Origin of the sequence: Tsukamurella conjunctivitidis (assembly GCF_007858475.1) — a bacterium.
GTDB lineage: Bacteria > Actinomycetota > Actinomycetes > Mycobacteriales > Mycobacteriaceae > Tsukamurella > Tsukamurella conjunctivitidis.
Genome location: NZ_VIGX01000004.1, coordinates 48,724 through 66,463 on the forward strand (window position 1 = coordinate 48,724; position 17,740 = coordinate 66,463).

The 17,740-nt window shown below is 70.4% G+C and carries 26 protein-coding genes and 1 tRNA gene; 7 read left to right on the forward strand and 20 right to left on the reverse strand.

What is annotated here, in order from left to right; genetic code table 11:
* Positions 1–45: 45 nt before the first annotated feature.
* The 16 genes from FK530_RS09260 to FK530_RS09330 all read right to left on the reverse strand — a co-directional run bounded on the left by FK530_RS09260 (position 46) and on the right by FK530_RS09330 (position 8,236).
* Positions 46–276 (reverse strand): hypothetical protein, encoded by a 231-nt coding sequence (locus tag FK530_RS09260; RefSeq protein WP_146486734.1) that lies wholly within the window; start codon positions 274–276, stop codon positions 46–48.
* A 178-nt stretch (positions 277–454) separates the two neighbouring features.
* Entirely contained in the window at positions 455–1,345 is an 891-nt protein-coding gene (locus FK530_RS27000) for an HNH endonuclease (protein WP_146486735.1), read from the reverse strand.
* 222 nt (positions 1,346–1,567) lie between these two features.
* The gene (locus FK530_RS09270; RefSeq protein ID WP_146486736.1) at positions 1,568–2,113 is read right to left on the reverse strand and encodes a phage protease; all 546 of its coding nucleotides are present in this window, start codon (positions 2,111–2,113) and stop codon (positions 1,568–1,570) included.
* 11 nt (positions 2,114–2,124) lie between these two features.
* Positions 2,125–3,012: a major capsid protein gene (locus FK530_RS09275; protein ID WP_146486737.1), complete on the reverse strand. Its 888-nt coding sequence runs from the start codon at positions 3,010–3,012 to the stop codon at positions 2,125–2,127.
* An 11-nt stretch (positions 3,013–3,023) separates the two neighbouring features.
* Entirely contained in the window at positions 3,024–3,401 is a 378-nt protein-coding gene (locus tag FK530_RS09280; protein WP_146486738.1) for a DUF2190 family protein, read from the reverse strand.
* A 572-nt stretch (positions 3,402–3,973) separates the two neighbouring features.
* Positions 3,974–4,297, reverse strand: coding sequence for a helix-turn-helix domain-containing protein (locus tag FK530_RS27005; protein ID WP_369123340.1), 324 nt, complete (start codon positions 4,295–4,297; stop codon positions 3,974–3,976).
* A 55-nt stretch (positions 4,298–4,352) separates the two neighbouring features.
* A complete protein-coding gene (locus FK530_RS25825) occupies positions 4,353–4,508 on the reverse strand; it encodes a hypothetical protein (protein WP_158645062.1) in 156 nt (51 codons plus the stop codon).
* A complete protein-coding gene (locus tag FK530_RS09290) occupies positions 4,505–4,789 on the reverse strand; it encodes a hypothetical protein (protein ID WP_146486740.1) in 285 nt (94 codons plus the stop codon). The genes FK530_RS25825 and FK530_RS09290 overlap by 4 nt, the downstream gene beginning before the upstream one ends.
* Complete coding sequence (locus tag FK530_RS09295) at positions 4,786–5,094, reverse strand: WhiB family transcriptional regulator (protein WP_146486741.1); 309 nt, start codon at positions 5,092–5,094, stop codon at positions 4,786–4,788. The genes FK530_RS09290 and FK530_RS09295 overlap by 4 nt, the downstream gene beginning before the upstream one ends.
* Positions 5,091–5,468 (reverse strand): hypothetical protein, encoded by a 378-nt coding sequence (locus FK530_RS09300; RefSeq protein ID WP_146486742.1) that lies wholly within the window; start codon positions 5,466–5,468, stop codon positions 5,091–5,093. The genes FK530_RS09295 and FK530_RS09300 overlap by 4 nt, the downstream gene beginning before the upstream one ends.
* A 719-nt stretch (positions 5,469–6,187) precedes the next feature.
* Positions 6,188–6,472, reverse strand: coding sequence for a hypothetical protein (locus tag FK530_RS09305; RefSeq protein ID WP_146486743.1), 285 nt, complete (start codon positions 6,470–6,472; stop codon positions 6,188–6,190).
* 101 nt (positions 6,473–6,573) lie between these two features.
* Positions 6,574–6,870: a hypothetical protein gene (locus FK530_RS09310; RefSeq protein ID WP_146486744.1), complete on the reverse strand. Its 297-nt coding sequence runs from the start codon at positions 6,868–6,870 to the stop codon at positions 6,574–6,576.
* The gene (locus tag FK530_RS09315) at positions 6,863–7,525 is read right to left on the reverse strand and encodes a hypothetical protein (protein ID WP_146486745.1); all 663 of its coding nucleotides are present in this window, start codon (positions 7,523–7,525) and stop codon (positions 6,863–6,865) included. Before FK530_RS09315 ends, FK530_RS09310 begins: the two co-directional genes overlap by 8 nt.
* On the reverse strand, positions 7,522–7,821 hold the full coding sequence (locus tag FK530_RS09320; RefSeq protein WP_146486746.1) for a hypothetical protein: 300 nt from the start codon (positions 7,819–7,821) through the stop codon (positions 7,522–7,524). The genes FK530_RS09315 and FK530_RS09320 overlap by 4 nt, the downstream gene beginning before the upstream one ends.
* A complete protein-coding gene (locus tag FK530_RS09325; RefSeq protein ID WP_146486747.1) occupies positions 7,818–8,036 on the reverse strand; it encodes a hypothetical protein in 219 nt (72 codons plus the stop codon). The genes FK530_RS09320 and FK530_RS09325 overlap by 4 nt, the downstream gene beginning before the upstream one ends.
* Positions 8,033–8,236: a MerR family transcriptional regulator gene (locus FK530_RS09330; RefSeq protein WP_158645063.1), complete on the reverse strand. Its 204-nt coding sequence runs from the start codon at positions 8,234–8,236 to the stop codon at positions 8,033–8,035. Before FK530_RS09330 ends, FK530_RS09325 begins: the two co-directional genes overlap by 4 nt.
* A gap of 194 nt (positions 8,237–8,430) precedes the next feature.
* On the opposite strand from FK530_RS09330, the gene FK530_RS09335 reads away from it, so the two are divergent.
* Both FK530_RS09335 and FK530_RS09340 read left to right on the forward strand, forming a co-directional pair.
* Positions 8,431–8,991 (forward strand): helix-turn-helix transcriptional regulator, encoded by a 561-nt coding sequence (locus FK530_RS09335; protein WP_146486748.1) that lies wholly within the window; start codon positions 8,431–8,433, stop codon positions 8,989–8,991.
* A complete protein-coding gene (locus FK530_RS09340) occupies positions 8,984–10,138 on the forward strand; it encodes a tyrosine-type recombinase/integrase (protein ID WP_146486749.1) in 1,155 nt (384 codons plus the stop codon). Before FK530_RS09335 ends, FK530_RS09340 begins: the two co-directional genes overlap by 8 nt.
* A gap of 44 nt (positions 10,139–10,182) precedes the next feature.
* On the opposite strand, the gene FK530_RS09345 is transcribed toward FK530_RS09340, so the two are convergent.
* Positions 10,183–10,256: transfer RNA gene (locus FK530_RS09345), tRNA-Leu, on the reverse strand.
* An 85-nt stretch (positions 10,257–10,341) separates the two neighbouring features.
* On the opposite strand from FK530_RS09345, the gene FK530_RS09350 reads away from it, so the two are divergent.
* From FK530_RS09350 to FK530_RS09360, 3 genes are all read left to right on the forward strand, one after another.
* Positions 10,342–10,548 (forward strand): RNA polymerase subunit sigma-70, encoded by a 207-nt coding sequence (locus FK530_RS09350; RefSeq protein WP_068532770.1) that lies wholly within the window; start codon positions 10,342–10,344, stop codon positions 10,546–10,548.
* A 17-nt stretch (positions 10,549–10,565) separates the two neighbouring features.
* Positions 10,566–11,105, forward strand: coding sequence for a Clp protease N-terminal domain-containing protein (locus FK530_RS09355; RefSeq protein ID WP_146486750.1), 540 nt, complete (start codon positions 10,566–10,568; stop codon positions 11,103–11,105).
* A gap of 128 nt (positions 11,106–11,233) precedes the next feature.
* Positions 11,234–12,154 (forward strand): Bax inhibitor-1/YccA family protein, encoded by a 921-nt coding sequence (locus FK530_RS09360; RefSeq protein ID WP_146486751.1) that lies wholly within the window; start codon positions 11,234–11,236, stop codon positions 12,152–12,154.
* A 53-nt stretch (positions 12,155–12,207) separates the two neighbouring features.
* Here the strand turns inward: FK530_RS09360 and FK530_RS09365 are convergent, their stop codons facing one another.
* Both FK530_RS09365 and FK530_RS09370 read right to left on the reverse strand, forming a co-directional pair.
* The gene (locus FK530_RS09365) at positions 12,208–13,497 is read right to left on the reverse strand and encodes a serine/threonine-protein kinase (RefSeq protein ID WP_146486752.1); all 1,290 of its coding nucleotides are present in this window, start codon (positions 13,495–13,497) and stop codon (positions 12,208–12,210) included.
* Positions 13,498–13,567: 70 nt separating this feature from the next.
* Positions 13,568–14,485 (reverse strand): SGNH/GDSL hydrolase family protein, encoded by a 918-nt coding sequence (locus FK530_RS09370; protein WP_146486753.1) that lies wholly within the window; start codon positions 14,483–14,485, stop codon positions 13,568–13,570.
* Positions 14,486–14,555: 70 nt separating this feature from the next.
* Between FK530_RS09370 and FK530_RS09375 the strand changes: the two genes are divergently transcribed.
* Together FK530_RS09375 and FK530_RS09380 are read left to right on the forward strand one after the other, a co-directional pair.
* Positions 14,556–15,938, forward strand: coding sequence for a cystathionine beta-synthase (locus FK530_RS09375; RefSeq protein ID WP_146486754.1), 1,383 nt, complete (start codon positions 14,556–14,558; stop codon positions 15,936–15,938).
* Between the two features lie 13 nt (positions 15,939–15,951).
* A complete protein-coding gene (locus tag FK530_RS09380) occupies positions 15,952–17,124 on the forward strand; it encodes a cystathionine gamma-synthase (RefSeq protein ID WP_146486755.1) in 1,173 nt (390 codons plus the stop codon).
* Here FK530_RS09380 and FK530_RS09385 read toward each other — a convergent pair.
* Positions 17,117–17,584: a hypothetical protein gene (locus FK530_RS09385; protein ID WP_146486756.1), complete on the reverse strand. Its 468-nt coding sequence runs from the start codon at positions 17,582–17,584 to the stop codon at positions 17,117–17,119. The genes FK530_RS09380 and FK530_RS09385 overlap by 8 nt on opposite strands.
* Between the last annotated feature and the right edge of the window lie 156 nt (positions 17,585–17,740).

Below are 17,740 nucleotides of genomic sequence, written 5' to 3' on the forward strand. Positions count from 1 at the left end.
GCCGGTGGAGTACTCGGCCGCGAGCGACACGGGGGTCGCGCACGTCTACAGCAGGTCTCGCAACGCCTGCTCAGCAGCGGCTAGGGCTTCCTTCGCATCGGCGAGCTGGGCGTCGGCGGCGCCAAGAGCGGCGAGGCTCCCGATCTGTCGCTCGATCTGATCTTTCGCGCGCTGAACGATATCGGGACGACCTGCAGCGGCAGCACGGGTGATCGTCGACCGCAGTTCGCTGATCAGGTCGGCCACGTCTTCTCGGGTCACGTCTGAATTGGACATAGCGCCGCACTCTACGCGCTGGGATTCGGGCCGCGAGCGCGAGCCGACAACCGCGGTGCCGAACGCCGTGGTTGGTCGGCTACGAACCGCGATTTTCGTCCGTGAATCGCCAGTTCAGGGCGTGTTTTCGGTTCCCCTGAGCCCCGGCTGTAAAAAAATCCCTGGCTACCGGGGGCAGTCAGGGCTGGGGGCCCCTCGAAGATTCCCGGCGGGGGTGGTCGGTTCGGATCCGGCGCCCCAGCCGTCGCCGGGTCGGGTGCTCCTGCTCCCACGTACTCGACCGCTGCCTCCTGGCCTGTTCGTGGCAGGCCCGGCAGCGCTTCGCCAGCGGCCCTGTCCGGGCGTTCACGAACTCGATGCCGCACTCCTGGCACACGCTGATCCGCGTCGGTCGTAGGCCGGCGACCGCGGCCGCTGTGGTCCGGCGTGCTTCGGCCGGCGTGGGCTGCGGCCGCGGCCCTGTGGCGTGTGGACGGCGCGCGGGCATCGCCGGTGCCGGCGCCCCCGACCGTTTCGCCCGCGACTTCGCGGCTGCGGCGGCGTTCGCGCAGGGTCGGCAGCGGACGACTCGTCGGGAGTCGACCGGCGCGCCGCAGTCCTGGCACGTCGCCGGCCGCTGCGTCCGGGTCTTCGACCGCCGGTTCGCTTCTCGCTTGCACGTCGGGCACACGCGTTCTCCCCACGATCCGAGCCACGTATCGGCGAGCGGGTGACCGAGCGCGCACGTCGCCGGCCCCTCGCGGGCGGCGCGGTCGGCGTAGTCCTGTGCGACTTCCGCGGGCGTTCCCCACGCGAGGTTGTCGAGCGTGTCGTTGCTCGGGTTCCCGTCGAGGTGTCGAAGGTCTTGGCCTTCGGGTCGTGGGCCGAGCCAGGTTGCGGCGACGAGGTCTCCGACTCGGACGCACACCCGGTTGCCGTCGGAGTTGACGACCCCGATCGTGCGGTAGCCGCACGGGCCGACCGTGTACGCGAGGCTGCGGGGTGTGCGTCGCCGCAGCGAGATGACCTCACCGGTGGGCGTGGCTACATACCCCGGGAGTCCGGGAATGGGGCGTGTGGTCGGTGTCATCGGGGCTTGTCCTCTCGCCCGGGGGGGTGTGAAGCCCCCGACTGCTGGCCTGGGAGGGGTTCAGCGGTCGGGGGCTTCGGTGGTCACGGGCTGCGCTGGTGAGCTGCCTGGCGAGTCGGAAAGGACCGTCTCTCGCTCTACCATCGGTCCGCGTTCCTGCCGTTGTGCGACCAGTGGCAGGTGCGGTGGCGTTGACGCGGGCCCGTGAGGCTCAGGCCAGGCCTACCGGAACCAGGTGGAGCCGTCGCCGTCGCCGTCGACGTCCACGCTGTGGCCGCGCTCGGTGACGGGGAACGCGGTCTCGCGCGGGATCGAGGCGAGGACCTGTTCCATGCCCGGATCGTGCTCGATGAGGGTGCGCCAGTGGCCGGCGCGGGCGCGGGTGATCTTCCCGGCCTTGATCGCGTCGTTGACGACCTGTTCGCGACGCTGGGCGGCTGCTGCGGCCTTGATCTGCGCGCCTTCGGCGGCCGCGGCTCGCAGTGCGGTCGCCGTGTCGGTGTCCATCACCTCGAGGCCGGCGCGGCCTGCTGCTGCAGCGATCGCCGACGGTGCGCCGTCGGCGGCCGCCTCCTTGTCGACGAGGCCCTGCACGGCGGCGAGCACGTCGTCGGCGGTGACGGTGGCGTCGAGGCCGAGGGCGTCGAGCAGGGTCGCCCAGACGGTGGGGTCGATGTCGGGCGGGTCGACAGGTTCCAGCTCGACGGCCTCGTCCTTGGGGGTGTCGGCGGCCGCGTTGGTGCGGCCGCGGGTGCGGGGCTTGGGCATGGCGGTGCTCCTTACTGGCAGCCGGTGATGCGCCGGGCGGCGCGCGGGTGGTTGGGCACGTACGCGGGCACGCAGAAGGTCTGCACGGTGACGGTGCGGTTCTTCTCGTTGGGGATGACCCGGGTGGTGAGGGGCTGCTCGAAGGCGACGACGCCGCATTCGCCGGCCTGCACGACCAGGGCGGTGCCGGCGGTGGCGCGCGGGTTCGACACCATCGTGAGGCCGAGGCTGTCGAGCATGGCCTGCAGGTTCTCGCCGTATAGCGCGCGCAGGTTGAACGCCTCGTCGGGGTGGCAGATGAGGGTGTCGCCGACGACGCCGAGCTCGTCGAGCTCGAAGGCGCGCAGGGCGGCGCCGATCGCGGCGGACGGCCGAGACAGGGCCGGGGACGGGCTGGCTCCGTCGAGCGTGACCGTGTCCCACCCGGCCGGCGCGAGGAGGTTCAGCGCGGGGTCCATCTCGTCGTCGAGGGCGGCGAAGGCGCGGCGGTCGAGCTTCATCGTGATGCTGTTGGCGAGCTGGATCGTCGCGAGGTCGAGCTTGGCGAGGTCGTTGCGCCGGATGTCCTCCTCGGTGAGGGTGATCGTCGCGCCGTAGTCCTCGACCTGGCTCAGTCGCGGCTCGGGCAGCACGGGCTGCAGTTCGCTGTACTCGGAGCCCGGCGAGCGGGGGCCGACGTCGCCGGCGGCGAGCAGCTCGTCCTTGGACTGGATGGAGGCCCAGAGGACGCCGCCGCCTTCGACGGGCTGGCCGAGCGTGTGGTAGAGGTGCTGGGCGATGAGCTGGTGGTCGGCGAGCTTGGCGACCTGCTCGGTGATGCGCATCGGGTTCTTGAGGAACGCGTCGACGGTGACGTTGCGGCCGTTGAGGGTCGGCAGCAGCATGGGTGCGCTGGGCATGGGGGTGCTCCTTACTTGAGCTTGACGTGGACGGAGCCGTCGGCGGCGCCGCTGGTGACGGCGTAGCCGATCGGCGGGTTGGCGCCGGCCGGGGCGACCTTGCCGTCCGCGGTGGCGGCGACGAGGGTGCCGGCAGTGACCGGGGCGGACGCGGTGAGGCGGACGATGCCGGCGGTGGCGATCGCGACCTGCGAGCCGGTCGGGCAGTCGTTCCACGCGACGCCGAGGACGGCGGGCGCTGCGGCGGCGGCGTGCTGGCCGGTGAGGTTGCCCTCGGCGCTGGTGGAGCCGACGGCGACCAGGCGACCGGCGAGGATCGGCGCGGTGGCGGTGACGGTGACGTCCGCGCCGACCACGTAGGCGCGGGGGCTGTACTGGGTGATACCCATGTGCGTGATACTCCTTGTGTTAGTTGCTGTTTCGTGCTCGACGGACGCGGCGGGCACGCGCGGCCGCGAGGAGCGGCGAACGGTCGGTGGTGACGGCGCTGTGGCCGCGGGACGATGCGGCGACGAAGTCCCTGAGCTCCTTGAGGTTGCCGATCGCGGGCTCGGTGGCGCCGAGGAGCGCAAGGCCGGTCAGGACGAGCGGCCAGACGGTGCCGTCGGCGTCCTCGTAGCCGAACACCGCCTCGAGGGAACGGTTCGGGAAGTGCGAGGGCGCGGCGTCGGCGACCCACCGCGGTACGCCGGCGAGGTCGCCGACGAGGACCCGGCCGCCTTCGCTGACGCGCAGGCTCTCGATCCAGCCGATCGACGGTTCGCCGTCGAATCTCGGGTCGTGGTGGCCGACCTTGAGTACCGGCTTCGGCGTGATGCCGGCGTTGAAGGCTGCGACGGCGTCGGCGAAGTCCTCGGGCGTGAACGTGACCCCGCCGGCCTCGTCGCGTCGATCGCCGTCCCCGCCGCCGGGGAAGAACCGCCCGACGCGGGCGATCTCGACGCCGGGGATGCGGACCCGCTTAGGCGGCGCGGCGTTCTGCTCGTCGGACGACGTCGGCAGCGGCGAAGAGCCACCGTCCGCCGACTCGGTAGCCCGTGAGGGTGCCTCGACGACCGAGCTGCCGAACGCCAGCGGCGCCGATACCGAGGATCGCCGCGGCTTCGGCAGTGGTGAGGAGGTCATGGGGCAACGCTGACCCATCGGCGGTGGCCGCCGCATCTTCCGTTACGTCGGCGGAACGTTTCTGTTCCCCGAACCGGTCTGCGGCGGAACGGATCTGCTCGATGAAGGTGGAGGCCTGCGCCGAAGCGGTCACTCCGTTGCGGGCGAGCCGCTGCCGCATCGATTCCAGCAGGGTGGCGAGGAATTGCACGTCTGCCGGGTCGAGGTGCAGCCCGTCAGCGCGCCGCACCGTCCGGCCCCTTGCCTTCGGTCCGGGGGCGCCGTCGAGTCGTCGGCGTGGTCCGGCGCTGGGCGCGGATCATGGCGCGGTGGCGGGCGTTCCTGCCACGGGCGCGGGCCTTGTGCGTGGGCCAGGTGTTCTGGATCTTCATCGGTCGGTCTCCTCGGGTCGGCCGCGGTCCGCGGCGGGGTAGGTCGTCGCGAGCTGCTCGCGCAGGGTGTCGATGCCGGCGTTGTGGACCAGCGGTGTGCCGGCGCCGAGCACGTGCAGCGCTTCGACGAGTGCGGGCACCGCCTCGATGAACGTCAGATCGGGGTGCTCGCTGAAGATCTCGGCGAGCACGTCGCCCTCTCCGGCGCCCGGCTGGAACGCGGCGAGGGTGAACGCGGTCAGCAGGTGGCCGAGTCGGACGTCGACGGGGCGGTCGGTCATGCGGATGCCTTTCGGGGGCGCCCCGGGGCTCCGAGGCGGGGACGCTGGCCGGCGATCACGCCGCCGGGGCGTTGCGACTTGGTCAGGGTGTCCGCCCACCGCTCGCACTCGGCGAGCACGGGACACGCCCACCTGCAGAGCCGCACGGCTGCCTCGTGCCGGCGCGCGGCGGCGGTGGACGGCTCGTGCTCGGCGGGCGGGTCGAACAGTTCGGCGCTGTCGCGGCATGCGGCACCGGGTAGCGCCGGGGTGCCGGCGAGCGCCGCCGTCAGCAGCCGGACGGTGCCCTCGTGGTCGAAGCTCATGCCGGCTCCTTCGGTGTCGGTGGTGTCGGGCGTCGTTTCGGGGGCAGGAGCTTGTCGACCAGCTCGACGAAGGGCGCACCGGTGGGGCGGCCGGCCGACCACCACGCGCCGTCGAACTCGCCGACGACGAACCGGACGAACGTGTCGTTGTTCTGCTTGCGCCGCGACCTGGTGAACTGGTCGAGCAGGTGGTCCAGGTCTGCGTCCGTCAGGTACGAGAGCGCGCGCTCGGCGGGCTCGAAGCCGCCGATGAGGGCCGACCACGCGGCCGTCTGCTCGGGCGTGAGGCGGTCAGGATTCAGCTGCAGCCGGACCCCGCCGTTCGGATCGTCGAAGCGGCGGTGCGGCGGAAGGTCGGGCCGACCGTTCGGCACCGCGGCCACATCCGCCGGCCGGGACGAACCGCGACCCGCTGGGATGTGGTTCGCCGGATCGACCGCCTGCAGATGCCGACCGTGCGGTTCTTCGGTTTGCGAATCTTTTCGCCGCCGCTCGCCTCGCGTGCCCGCGTTGCTTACGTAAGACGAAGGATCTGATGGAAGCTGATCTGATGGTAGGAAGTGGGCTTCCGGTTGATAACGCGGATTTGCCGGTTGATAGCCACTGACGCCGGGTCTGGGATCGTCTACGACCGGCACTGCGCTTCCGGTTGAACGCGGTTTGACTCCGTCCGCACTGGGATCGTGTTCAACCGGCACCGTGATTCCGGTTGAACGAGATTCGACCGGCAACGTGCTTCCGGTCGAAGTCGGTCGGTGTGCTTCTACCGGAGCTGGGCGGCTATCGACAGGCAGTGTGCTGCCGGTTGATAGCTGTCCGAGTGCATAAGTGGAGGCCCACCGCCTACCGTCGCGTGATCGGCCACCGCGAGAGGTTCGGATGAGGATCCCGCGGGCGACGAGGTCGCCGAGCGCCTGGCGCGCACCGCGGTCTGAGATGCCGGCAACATCGGATAGCGCCTCAGCGCTGAGCCGAGCGTTGCGGCCGGATGCGTCGGTGCGGCCGAACGCTTCGATGAGCGCGCACCACTGGGAGGCGGTCAGTCCGAGGCGGGGTGCGTCCTTGAGCCACTGCAGCTTCGAGAATGGCTCCGTCACAGCGCCTCCCCGGCGTAGGCCATCCAGTAGGCGAGGCCGTCGCGTTGGAGTAGTCCGCGTTCGGTCAGGGTCCGCAGGGCGCGACTGGCGCGGGCCGCGCTGATCGGGATCTCGCTTCCCAGTCGTGGGCCGGTCAGCTCGACGCCGTCGTTCGTCTCGCCCACGCGGTTGAACACGGCGACGATGACGCAGAACTCGGATGCGTTGAGCCCGCGGACGCTCACGACGACGCGGAGCCACTTCTCGCGCGGCTGCAGGGGTGGTGCGCCGGGTGCGCTCACTTGGGTTCTACTCCTTCGGGTTCCGTGGGCGGCGCCCATCGCGGGCGCCGTGGTGCCCCGGCGCGGAGTCGAACCGCGCCTGCGACCATCGGGGCTGTCGTTCATCGAGTGCACGCCCAGACGCGCTGGGGCCGGCCCGGCCGACGGTGCGAGTCGGTCCATCCGACGAACCGGACGCGGCACTGGCGCACGACGTGCTGCATGTACCCGCCGAGCACCTGCGGGTGCGCATCGAGCCACGCGCTCGTCTCGGCCGGCAGCCGCGCGTGCACGTGATCGGCGTCGAATACGTGGCCGGCGGCGACGAGCTCGTCGATCGTGCGCCGGATCGCGGCGTGGTGCTGCAGCGTCAGCACCGTCGCCGACGCGGCCACCGCGGCGCCGGGGCCGTCACTCACCGCCGACCTCCTCGCGGGCGACGTCGATGAGCAGCAGCAGTGCGCGAGCCAACGCCGCGGCCTCTTCGAGGCGGACGTCGAAGCTGCTGCGGCCGGCGCTGGACGTTCCGTCAGGGCGCCACCCCGTGTAGGCGAGGACAACGTGCGGCTCACGGTCGATCGGGCACTGAGCGAGGCGCGCGGTGAATCCGGCGAGTGCGAGGCCGCCGTCGGCGGTTGATGCGCTGGTGTGCCCCGTCAGCGGCACCGTCACGGGCACCGAGTGCCAGCGCGTCACCGTGGGCGCCGAGGCGTTCGCGTAGTCCTCGGCAGGGTCGGACCAGTGCGGCCGGTTTCGCTCGAGCCACGGCAGCGGGGCCCCGGACTCGTACCTCACCTGGGGGCCGAACTCAGCACGGAACGCGTCGAGCGCGCGGAGTCCGGGGCTCTCGGGTGCCTGCTGCCCTGCGACCTCCTGCGCGGCCACGTCGAGGATCGCGACGGTCTGCGTGCGCCGGTCCGCGTGCTTCTCGCGCGCCACCGCTGCGATGCGGGCCAGCTGCGGCGGCGTGAACGACGTCTCGGGCAGCAGATCGTCGAGGGCGAGCTCCACGTCGTGGATGGTGCGGAACTTCTGCGGCTCGTCGAGGGCGATGAAGGCGGTATCGTGGCTCATGATCGGTTCTCCTTGGTGGGGTGCTGGTCGGTAGCCCTGGGTGACTTCTTGGCGGGAGCGCCCGGGGCTTTCTGCTGCCGAGGGGTCGCATTCGAGATGCGACCCTGGGTCGCGTTTGAAACGCGGCCCTCGCGGTCGGTGGGGCGGGTGTAGCGGCGCGGGCCGGCGTACTCGTCGGCGCCGACGCCTTGGTCTGCGTGATCGGCGAGCTGTCGGTATCGGTCGATCTGCTCAGCCGCGAACGCCATGACGGCGAACACGGCGACGATCACGAGGGCGGCGAGGTAGTGCGTCACTTGTCCCCCTGTGGGGTACGGGTGAGCGCAGCGGGGTAGGACTCGACGAGACGTGCGCGGGCCTCGACCAGCGCGTCGAGGTCCTCCAGGTCGAGCAGCAGCATCGTCGGCCGCTCCGGATCGGTGCCGGCGATCGGCACGTACACGACCGGCTCACGCGGATCGACCTCGACGGGGCCCACCACGGTGCCGTCGAGCGCGTTGAGCGCGCTCACGCCGCGCCGGCTTCGAGTCGCGCGACGTACTCGGTGATCTGCCGGTCAGTGGAGAACCGGCGCTTGCCGATCTTCACCGAGCCGAGCTGGCCGGACTTCCAGAGCGCGAAGACGGTCGAGCGGCTGACCTTGAGCCGGGCGCTCACGTCGGCATGGTCATTCATGATCGCCACAGCGGGCGGGAGAGTTGAGTGGGTCACAGCTACCTCCTGGATTGTGTAGATTCTGCGTAGACTCTCGGAGTCTTGCGCAAGATTAACGCGTCCATTGAAGTTTGCGCAAGAGGCCGGTAATTTGCGTTGATATGACGCAACAGGAATGCCCGCCGGGCTGCACGGAGGATCACATTCACACCGTCGGACTGCCGAAGCTCGACCGTCCGTGGTCGGAGGAGGTGAACCGGCGGATCGCACGAGGGATCGCGAAGATCCGTGGCGACAGGTCCGCGCAATGGCTCTCGGACTCGACAGCCGAGATCGGCCACAGGGTCAGTCGGGAGACGATCTCCAACTACGAGAACGGCCGGAAGAAGGTCCTCGACGTCGCCGATCTCCTCGTGATAGCTCAGGCGCTGGATGTTGGGCTGATCGACCTGTTGTTGCCGGACCCCGGCGACTCGGACGTATGGGAGTCGCCGGTGCACCAGGCGAGTGCGACCGAGGCGGCGCGGAACCTGCAGCGGACGAACCTGCACTGGCCGGCGTTCCGGCTGCAGTCGATGATCGACGGATTCGTGCAGGCCTCCCGGGCTGCTGACGATCACACTCTCCCGGCCGATGAGAGACGGCGCGCGGCCGCGACCGCGGTCACGTTCGGCGAGAGCGCGCTCGAGCGGTACGACCGGATGAACCCGAAGGTGTGGCCGCAGGTTCTTGTTGACCGCGAATTCACGAAATCCGATCTTGCATACGAGCTTTCGATAATGCGTGCGTGGGCGGAGTTCGAAGATGAGTAGGCAGCGGCTCCCGCGGGGCATCACCAAGACGACGGTGACGAACCGGCGCACGGGCAGGCCGGAGGATCGGTGGCGCGTGAAGCTCAATCCCGTGGACGCGGCCGGGGCGCGCCACCAGGTGAACCGGTCGTTCGCCACGGAGAAGGAAGCTCGCGCATTCCACGCTGAGACGCTGGGCGCGGTCCAGAACGGCGCGTACGTGGCGGCGTCGAAGCGCACCGTCGAGCAGGCCTGCGCCGATTGGCTGACGTCGAAGCATCGGATCAAGGCGAGCACGGCTCGCGGGTACCGGGTGAGCCTGCAGCCGGTCCGCGATGAGCTGGGCAGTAGGCCGGTGCAGCGGCTCGAAAAGGCCGACGTCGATGGCCTCGTGCAACGGCTCCGGGCCGGCGAGGTGGAGGGCCGCCGGCAGTACACGCCGCGGTCGGTGAATCAGATGCTCGGGCTGCTGATGCAGGTGCTCGCGAGCGAGCAGGCGCAGGGCAAGGTCGTGCGCAACGTCGCTCAGCTCGTCGACCGCGTGCCGGCGGACCCGAAGAAGTACCGCACCCTGACGGAGAAGGAGATCTTGCGCGTCATCGACCACGGCAGCCGAGACCGCGCCCTGTGGGCGCTCGCCCTGTACGGGCTGCGGCGCGGCGAGATCGCGGGCCTGCGTTGGGAGCACGTCGACCTCAAGGCCGGCACCGTCGCGATCGTCGAGAACCGGGTCGCGGTCGGCAAGGAGTCGATCGTCGGCACGCCGAAGTCGAAGGCGTCCCGGCGCACGCTTCCGCTACCGGACGACGCGCTGGCCGCGCTCAAGGCGGCACGGAAGCAGCAGCAGCGCGAACGACTGGCGCTCGGCGAGGCGTACGGCCCGGGGGAGTACGTCGCGTGCGACGAGGCCGGCCAGCCGCTGACGCCGGCCACGCTCACGTTCAGGTGGGGCCGGATGCTCGACGGGCTCAAGATCGAGCGCGTACGGCTCCACGACGCGCGGCACTCCTGCGCCACGTTGATGCACCTGCGGGGCGTCCCTATCGCGGTGATCGCGGCGTGGCTGGGTCACAGCTCGGCAGCCTTTACCATGGCGACCTACGCGCACAGCCAGGACGAGGCGCTGAAGGCGGCCGGACAGAGTTTCCGACCAGTTGAGGCAATCTGAGGCACGGAGCCCAAGAGGTGTATTGAGCAACATGGTCTGACCAGTGCCCCCACAGGGATTCGAACCCTGACTTTGCGGATTTTAAGTCCGCTGCCTCTGCCAATTGGGCTATGGGGGCGCGAGGGAAGCGTAGCGCGCGGCGCACCGTCGAACTTGTCAACATGCGTTGACATCCGGGACTGCGTCAACGTAGATTGACGAGCGTGAGCTCACCACCCACCCTCGTCGGATCGGCGGCATCGGAGGACCCCGCGGAGGGGCTCCGCGCCGTCGTCGCACTGCGGAAGCTGGCCGACCAACTCGAGGCGGTCCAGGTGTCCAATGCCAGAAGCCTCGGCTGGTCCTGGCAGGACATCGCGGAACACCTCGCGGTCAGCCGCCAGGCGGTGCACAAGAAGTACGGCAAGTAGCCGGGAACAGGACTGCTGTGTTCGAACGGTTCACCAAGAGCGCCCGCGTCGCGGTCGTGCTCGCCCAGGAGGAGGCGCGCGACAGCGGCGCCGACAAGATCACCCCGACCCACCTGCTGCTCGGCGTGCTCGGCACCGTCGACGGTCCGCTGCAGAGCGAGCTGAGCGACGTGGGCCTCACGCCCGAGGCCGTGCGGGCCTCGGCCGCCGGCCGCGTGCTCACCGATAAGGATGCCGAGGCCCTGCGCGGCATCGGTATCGATGTGGGCGCCGTCGCGGACGCCGTCGAGCAACGCTTCGGCTTCGACATCCTGCGGCCGATCCGCAAGCGTTTCCGCGCCGGGCACATCCCGTTCGACCCCGCGTCGAAGAAGACGCTGCAACTCGCGGTGCGAGAGGCCGCGCACCGTAAGGACCGGAGCATCGAGAGCGCGCACATGCTGCTCGGCGTGCTCCGCAGCGACGACGACGATTCGCTGGCGGCCGTCGAATCCGTCGTGCCCCGCGACGAGCTGCGGCACCGGCTGTACGACCTGCTGGATCGTCCCGCGGCATAAGCCACCTGCGCATCCGCCCCGACATGGTTAAGCTGTTCGTAAAGACGTCGCCGAAACCGGGAACTTCGGCAGCCGTCGCGAACGTTGAACAGTACGTACAGGTGCACGACCAGGGAAAGGACCCCACGGTGCGCGAAAGCAGCAACCCGATCTTCCGCGGGCTGACCAAGGAGACCCGCCAGCAGGCGCCCGCCGGCTATCAGCAGGGCTACCCGCAGCAGGGCTACGGTCAGCAGCAGGGATACCCGCAGGGCATGAACCTGGGGATGGGTGCCGCAGGCGCCGCCCAGGGCATGCAGTTCCAGCAGTACCAGCAGCCGCCGCAGGCCCCGTACCAGCAGGGCACGGGCTCCGGCACGATGACGATCGACGACGTGGTCACGAAGACCGCGGCCACGCTCGGTGTGCTCATCGCCTTCGCCGTCGCGGCGTACGCACTCGTCGCCGGCGGCATCGTTTCCCCGATGCCGCTTCTGCTCGTCGGAGGCATCGGCGGCTTCATCCTGGTGATGGTCGCCAGCTTCGGCCGCAAGCAGGACAACCCGGCCATCGTGCTGTCGTACGCGGCGCTCGAGGGCCTGTTCGTCGGCTCGATCTCGTTCGTCTTCGCGAACTACATGGTCAGCGGTGTCAGTGCCGGTGCGCTGATCGGCCAGGCCGTGCTCGCCTCGATCGGCGTCTTCATCGGCATGCTCGTGGTCTACAAGACCGGTGCCATCCGCGTGACCCCGCGCTTCACTCGCATGCTCTTCGCGGCGATGATCGGCGTCCTGGTGCTCGCGCTCGGCAACATGGTGATCGCACTGGTCACCGGTGGTGACTCGAACCCGCTGCGCGGCGGCGGCACCATCGCGATCATCTTCTCGCTGGTGTGCATCGCGATCGCGGCGTTCAGCTTCCTGCTGGACTTCGACCAGGCGGATCAGCTGATCCGCGCCGGCGCACCGTCGAAGGCGGCGTGGGGCGTGGCCCTGGGCCTGACCGTCACCCTGGTCTGGCTGTACGTCGAGATCCTGCGCCTGCTGAGCTACTTCTACAGCAGCGACTAGCCGACACCTTCCGAACGCCCCGCAGCCCCGGCTGCGGGGCGTTCGGCGTCTGCTCAGGAGAAGTCGAGGCGGATCACGCCGTCGTAGCCGGCGGTATTCGGGGCCGGATCCTGCGTCGTGACCACGCCGCCTTCCGCGGGGGCGGTGCCGTCGATCGTGAAGTCCACGCCAGACTCATCGGCACGCGCCGATACCTCGTTCAGGGTCAAACCGCGGAAATCGGGGACCGTCCGGGCCGATGTCGGCGTCGACTGCGCGGGCGCGGTCGCCGCGGTACCGCCGGTGGCCCGGTCTGTCCGTGACCCGTGGATGCTCGCGGTCACGACCCCGGCGCCGAGGATCAGGGCGCAGACGACCGCTCCGCCGACGACGGCGATCCTGCGTCGGCGAATGCGGGCGCGAGGAGTCGGCACGCGGGCCGTAGGGGCGGGTGCCGGGGCCGGTGCGGGCGCCGGCCCGGGGGCCGTCACGGGCTTCGGTGGGGGAGGGGTGACTCCGGCACGGAACGCGCGCCCCAGCTCGTCCGCGAACACCGCGGCGAAGGGGTAACGGTCCGACGGTGCCGGGCTCAGGCCCCGCCGGAGCACCGTCTCGACCGCTGCGGGAAGCGGCGTGCCGCGCACCGTCGGCGTGGCGAAGCGTCCGGTGAGCTGCGCGGACAGGACGGTGGACCGGTCGCCGCGAAAGACCTGCACTCCCGTCAGTAGCGCGGTCGCGGTCGCGGCGAGGCTGTAGAGATCGGACCGGTTGTCGCATCCCTCGCCGGTCAAGACCTCGGGGGCGGCGTAACCGAGGGTGCCGAGGGTCATTCCTGCGGCGGTGATGCCCGCCGGGCGGTCCAGTGCCTTGGCGACCCCGAAGTCGGCGACCTTCACCCCGCGGACGCCGCCGGCCAGGGTGACGAGAATGTTGTCCGGTTTGATGTCCCGATGCACCACGCGGTGCTCGGTCCAGGCGTAGTCCAGGGCGGAGGCCACTGCGCGGACGACGGCCACGACGTCGTCGGGAGGCAGTGGCCCGCGACGCTGGAGTTCACCCGTCGTGGGGCCCGCGACGAACTCCATGGCGATCCACGGGCGACCTCCGATCCGGCCGCGGTCGTAGACCGCGACGATGTTCGGATGGGTCAGCCGGGCCATGAGGCCGGCCTCCTGATCGAACCTGGCCAGCGCGTCGGGCGCCGACGGGGACGCTGCGGCGCGCAGCACCTTCACCGCGTCGAGCCGCGGCAGCCGGGGATGGCGGGCCAGGTAGACCTCGCCCATCCCGCCGGCTCCGAGGCGGCGGACGACGCTGTAGTCGCCGATCCGGTGGAGTGGGCTGGTCGGAAGCTGGGTACGCACTCGTCCGATGCTGCGGTGCCGCGATCGCGGCGGCGTCGTCGCCGTGTCGCAGGCGCGTCGCAGAGGCGCGTCAATCCCGCCGCAGGACGCGCGCCAGGCGCGCCGTCAGCCGGTTCGCGTCGGCGGCCTCGGAGACCTCCGGCGGCGAGGGAAGAGGGCCGTGCCACTCGCCGAGCACGGCGAGCACCTCGGGGAGCAGCAGTCGGGCCGCGAGCTCGTAGCCCGCGGCCGACGGGTGGAAGTTGTCGGGGGAGAACATGCGCTCGGGAGCTTCGAGGAATTCCGGCGTCAGGGTGTCGGCGAAGGGCACCGGGTGTCCGCCCGCTGCCAGTACGTGCGCCCGCTGTCGCGCAGCGAGTTGCAGCCCGTACCTGCGGATCACGGACCGCAACGGCTGCGGGATGGACTGCACCACGCCGATGTCCGGGCACGTGCCCACCACGACCTCAGCACCCGCGCCGCGCAGCTGTGCGACGGCCGCTCCGAGGCGCCGCGCGGAGGGTTCGATCGAATTGAGCGCGGTCACGTCGTTCGCGCCGACGATGATCACCGCCACGTCCGGGATCTGCTTCGCGATGAATGCGGCCTCGATCTGCGCCGCGAGCCCCTTCGACGTCGCGCCGACGATCGCCTTCACCGCGAGCCGCACGGTCCGTCCAGTCTCGGCGACGACGCCGCGCGCGAGGAGCACCCCGGGCGTGTGCTCGGCATCGTCGACCCCGAGGCCCGCGGCGGTGGAATCCCCGAAGACCATCAGGCTCACGTCCGCCGGATGCCCGGGTCCGGGGCGTTCCACCTGCGTCGTGCCGGGGGCGTAGACCCCGTCCTTCGACGGTGCCTTGTCGGTGCGGTGGGGGATGACGGTGCGCGCCGTCCTGGCCTGCTTGGTGAGCAGGGCGTAGGCACCCCAGGTGGCTCCGGCGCCGCTGACGGCGGCGGCCGAGGTGTACAGCGCGTCACGGGCGAGCCGGTTTCGGGAGTACCCCATGCACCCAATCTAGACGGGTGCGCACGGACCGGCCGTGAGGCGGCGCGGGCGGTTCTGGGACGATGGACGCATGCGTATCGCAGGACACGTCAGCGAGTTGATCGGCGACACCCCACTGGTGCGACTCAACTCCGTGGTGAAGCCCGGATCCGGCCTGGTCGCGGCCAAGATCGAGTACCTCAACCCCGGCGGGTCCAGCAAGGACCGGATCGCGGTGAAGATGATCGACGCCGCGGAGCAGTCGGGCGAGCTCAAGCCCGGCGGCACCATCGTCGAGCCCACCTCCGGTAACACGGGCGTGGGCCTGGCGATCGTCGCGCAGCAGCGCGGCTACAAGTGCGTCTTCGTCTGCCCGGACAAGGTCAGCGAGGACAAGCGCAACGTGCTCAAGGCCTACGGCGCCGAGGTCGTCGTGTGCCCGACCGCCGTCGCGCCCGAGCATCCGGACTCGTACTACAACGTCTCCGACCGCCTGACTCGCGAGATCCCGGGCGCCTGGAAGCCGAACCAGTACTCCAACCCCAACGGCCCGGCCTCGCACTACGAGACCACCGGCCCGGAGATCTGGCGCGACACCGAGGGGAAGATCACCCACTTCGTCGCGGGCGTGGGCACCGGCGGCACCATCACCGGCACCGGCCGCTACCTCAAGGAGGTCTCGGGCGGGAAGGTCAAGGTCGTCGGCGCGGACCCCGAGGGCTCCGTCTACTCGGGCGGCACCGGCCGGCCGTACCTCGTCGAGGGCGTGGGTGAGGACTTCTGGCCCACCGCCTACGACCCGGACATCCCCGACGAGATCATCGCCGTCTCCGACGCCGACTCCTTCGAGATGACCCGCCGCCTGGCGCGCGAGGAGGGGCTGCTCGTCGGCGGCTCGTGCGGCATGGCCGTCGTCGCCGCGCTGCGCGTCGCCGAGCGCGATCCGGACGCCGTCGTCGTCGTGCTCCTGCCCGACGGTGGCCGCGGCTACCTGTCGAAGATCTTCAACGACAAGTGGATGTCGAGCTACGGCTTCCTGCGTGCGCCGCTCGACCCCAACGAGCAGGAGTCCCTCGTCGGCGACATCCTGCGCGGCAAGAAGGGCGAGCTGCCCGACCTGGTGCACACGCACCCGTCGGAGACCATTCGCGACGCCATCGAGATCCTGGCGGAGTACAACGTCTCGCAGATGCCCGTCGTGGGTGCCGAGCCGCCGATCATGGCGGGCGAGGTCGCGGGCGCCGTCACCGAGCGTGAGCTGCTCTCGGCGGTCTTCGAGGGCCGCGCCGAACTCGCCGACCCGGTGAGCAAGCACATGGGCCCCGCGTTCCCGCTGATCGGCGCGGGCGAGCCCGTCTCGGCCGCCAACACGGCGCTGCGCGAGTCCGACGCCCTCATGGTGATCGACGACGGCAAGCCCGTCGGCGTGATCACCCGGCACGACGTGCTGAACTTCCTCTCCCACGGCAAGTAGAAAGGGCCGCACCATGAGCGAGCAGAAGAGCGCCATCGACAAGCATGCGGCGCAGGGCTTCTCGACCCGCGCTATCCACGCCGGCTACGAGCCCGACCCGCTGACGGGCGCCGTGAACGTGCCGATCTACGCGAGCTCCACCTTCGCCCAGGACGGCGTCGGCGGCATGCGCGGCGGCTTCGAGTACGCCCGCACCGGAAACCCCACCCGTCGCGCCTACGAGGCCAACCTCGCCGCGATCGAGGAGGGCACCTTCGGCCGGGGTTTCGCCTCCGGCATGGCGGCCACCGACTGCCTGCTCCGCGCCGCCCTGCGCCCCGGCGATCACCTGGTGATCCCCGACGACGCCTACGGCGGCACCTTCCGGCTCATCGACAAGGTCTTCTCGCAGTGGGGGATCGAGCACACCCCCGCGCCGATCACCGACGTCGACGCGGTGCGCGCCGCGATCCGCCCCACCACCAAGCTGGTGTGGATCGAGACGCCGACCAATCCGCTGCTCAACATCGGCGACATCGCCGCGCTCGCCGAGGTGGCGCACGAGGGCGGCGCGAAGCTGGTGGTGGACAACACTTTCGCCAGCCCCTACCTGCAGACGCCGCTCACGCTCGGCGCCGATGTGGTGCTGCACTCGGTGACCAAGTACCTCGGCGGGCACAGCGACACCGTCGGCGGCGCGCTCGTGACCAACGACGAGCAGCTCGACACCGACTTCGCCTTCCTGCAGAACGGCGCGGGCGCGGTGCCCGGCCCGTTCGACGTCTACCTCGCGCTGCGCGGCATCAAGACGCTCGGCGTGCGCATGGACCGGCACTGCGACAACGCGGAGAAGATCGTCGAGTTCCTCGCCGGTCGTCCCGAGGTCTCGACGGTGCTCTACCCGGGGCTCGAGAGCCACCCGAACCACGCCGTCGCCGCCAAGCAGATGAAGCGCTTCGGCGGCATGATCTCCGTGCGTCTGGCCGGCGGTCGCGAGGCGGCGCAGCGGTTCTGCGCGCGCACCGAGATCTTCACCCTGGCGGAGTCGCTCGGCGGCATCGAGTCGCTCATCGAGCACCCCGCCGCCATGACCCACGCCTCCACCGCCGGCTCGCAGCTCGAGGTCCCCGAGGACCTGGTGCGGTTGTCCGTCGGCATCGAGGACATCGGCGACCTCATCGCGGATCTGGAGAACGCCTTCAGCTGACGCCGCAGTAGCGCCACATCCCGGACTCGTAGCGGAACTGCGCCACCTTCTTCGCCCGGACGGGATCCTCGTCGGGGTCCTTCGGGGCGCCCTGGGGGTAGTAGTGCACGCCGATCGTGGCGATGTCGCCGTCGATGACGACATCGCCGGTCGTTCGAGGTCCGGGCGGGAACCATCGCGTACTCTCGTCGCCGTCGACGAGCCGCTCGCACCACAGGCCGGAGACGTCCCGCCCCGAGTCGACGTCGGCGCCGTACCCGCTCAGCCGTGCCCGGACCGTGCGCTCGTCGTGCTCGTCGACGGGTACCGGGTCGGACAGGGCGTGCGCGAACAGCACGCCGAGCCCGAGGAGTAGCCCGGCTCCCACCGTGAGGATGATCAGCACGATGGCCGTCACGGTCAGGATGATGAAGACGGCCGGATGGCGCCGATGCCACGGCTCGAAGTAGTTCGGATGCACGGCACGATGGTCCGCTTCCGGCCTTGTCGGCCCCTTGTCCGCGCCTTGGGCGACCGCGGTCGGGAGTAACGACTCGGTCACCATCCGAACCTTCGACTTCCCCTTCAGGGTTCGTGGGACTAAAGTGGCGCTTGTTGTAGAAAGTGACACAAGTGG

What these genes read in the sequence shown, in the direction of transcription:
- FK530_RS09295 (WP_146486741.1), bottom strand. Translation starts at nt 5,094, where the DNA reads ATGAGCTTCGACCACGAGGGCACCGTCCGGCTGCTGACGGCGGCGCTC.
- FK530_RS27005 (WP_369123340.1), bottom strand. Translation starts at nt 4,297, where the DNA reads ATGCGGCAGCGGCTCGCCCGCAACGGAGTGACCGCTTCGGCGCAGGCC.
- FK530_RS09340 (WP_146486749.1), top strand. Translation starts at nt 8,984, where the DNA reads ATGAGTAGGCAGCGGCTCCCGCGGGGCATCACCAAGACGACGGTGACG.
- FK530_RS09280 (WP_146486738.1), bottom strand. Translation starts at nt 3,401, where the DNA reads ATGGGTATCACCCAGTACAGCCCCCGCGCCTACGTGGTCGGCGCGGAC.
- FK530_RS09290 (WP_146486740.1), bottom strand. Translation starts at nt 4,789, where the DNA reads ATGACCGACCGCCCCGTCGACGTCCGACTCGGCCACCTGCTGACCGCG.
- FK530_RS27000 (WP_146486735.1), bottom strand. Translation starts at nt 1,345, where the DNA reads ATGACACCGACCACACGCCCCATTCCCGGACTCCCGGGGTATGTAGCC.
- FK530_RS09260 (WP_146486734.1), bottom strand. Translation starts at nt 276, where the DNA reads ATGTCCAATTCAGACGTGACCCGAGAAGACGTGGCCGACCTGATCAGC.
- FK530_RS25825 (WP_158645062.1), bottom strand. Translation starts at nt 4,508, where the DNA reads ATGAAGATCCAGAACACCTGGCCCACGCACAAGGCCCGCGCCCGTGGC.
- FK530_RS09370 (WP_146486753.1), bottom strand. Translation starts at nt 14,485, where the DNA reads ATGGGGTACTCCCGAAACCGGCTCGCCCGTGACGCGCTGTACACCTCG.
- FK530_RS09315 (WP_146486745.1), bottom strand. Translation starts at nt 7,525, where the DNA reads ATGAGCCACGATACCGCCTTCATCGCCCTCGACGAGCCGCAGAAGTTC.
- FK530_RS09270 (WP_146486736.1), bottom strand. Translation starts at nt 2,113, where the DNA reads ATGCCCAAGCCCCGCACCCGCGGCCGCACCAACGCGGCCGCCGACACC.
- FK530_RS09375 (WP_146486754.1), top strand. Translation starts at nt 14,556, where the DNA reads ATGCGTATCGCAGGACACGTCAGCGAGTTGATCGGCGACACCCCACTG.
- FK530_RS09380 (WP_146486755.1), top strand. Translation starts at nt 15,952, where the DNA reads ATGAGCGAGCAGAAGAGCGCCATCGACAAGCATGCGGCGCAGGGCTTC.
- FK530_RS09275 (WP_146486737.1), bottom strand. Translation starts at nt 3,012, where the DNA reads ATGCCCAGCGCACCCATGCTGCTGCCGACCCTCAACGGCCGCAACGTC.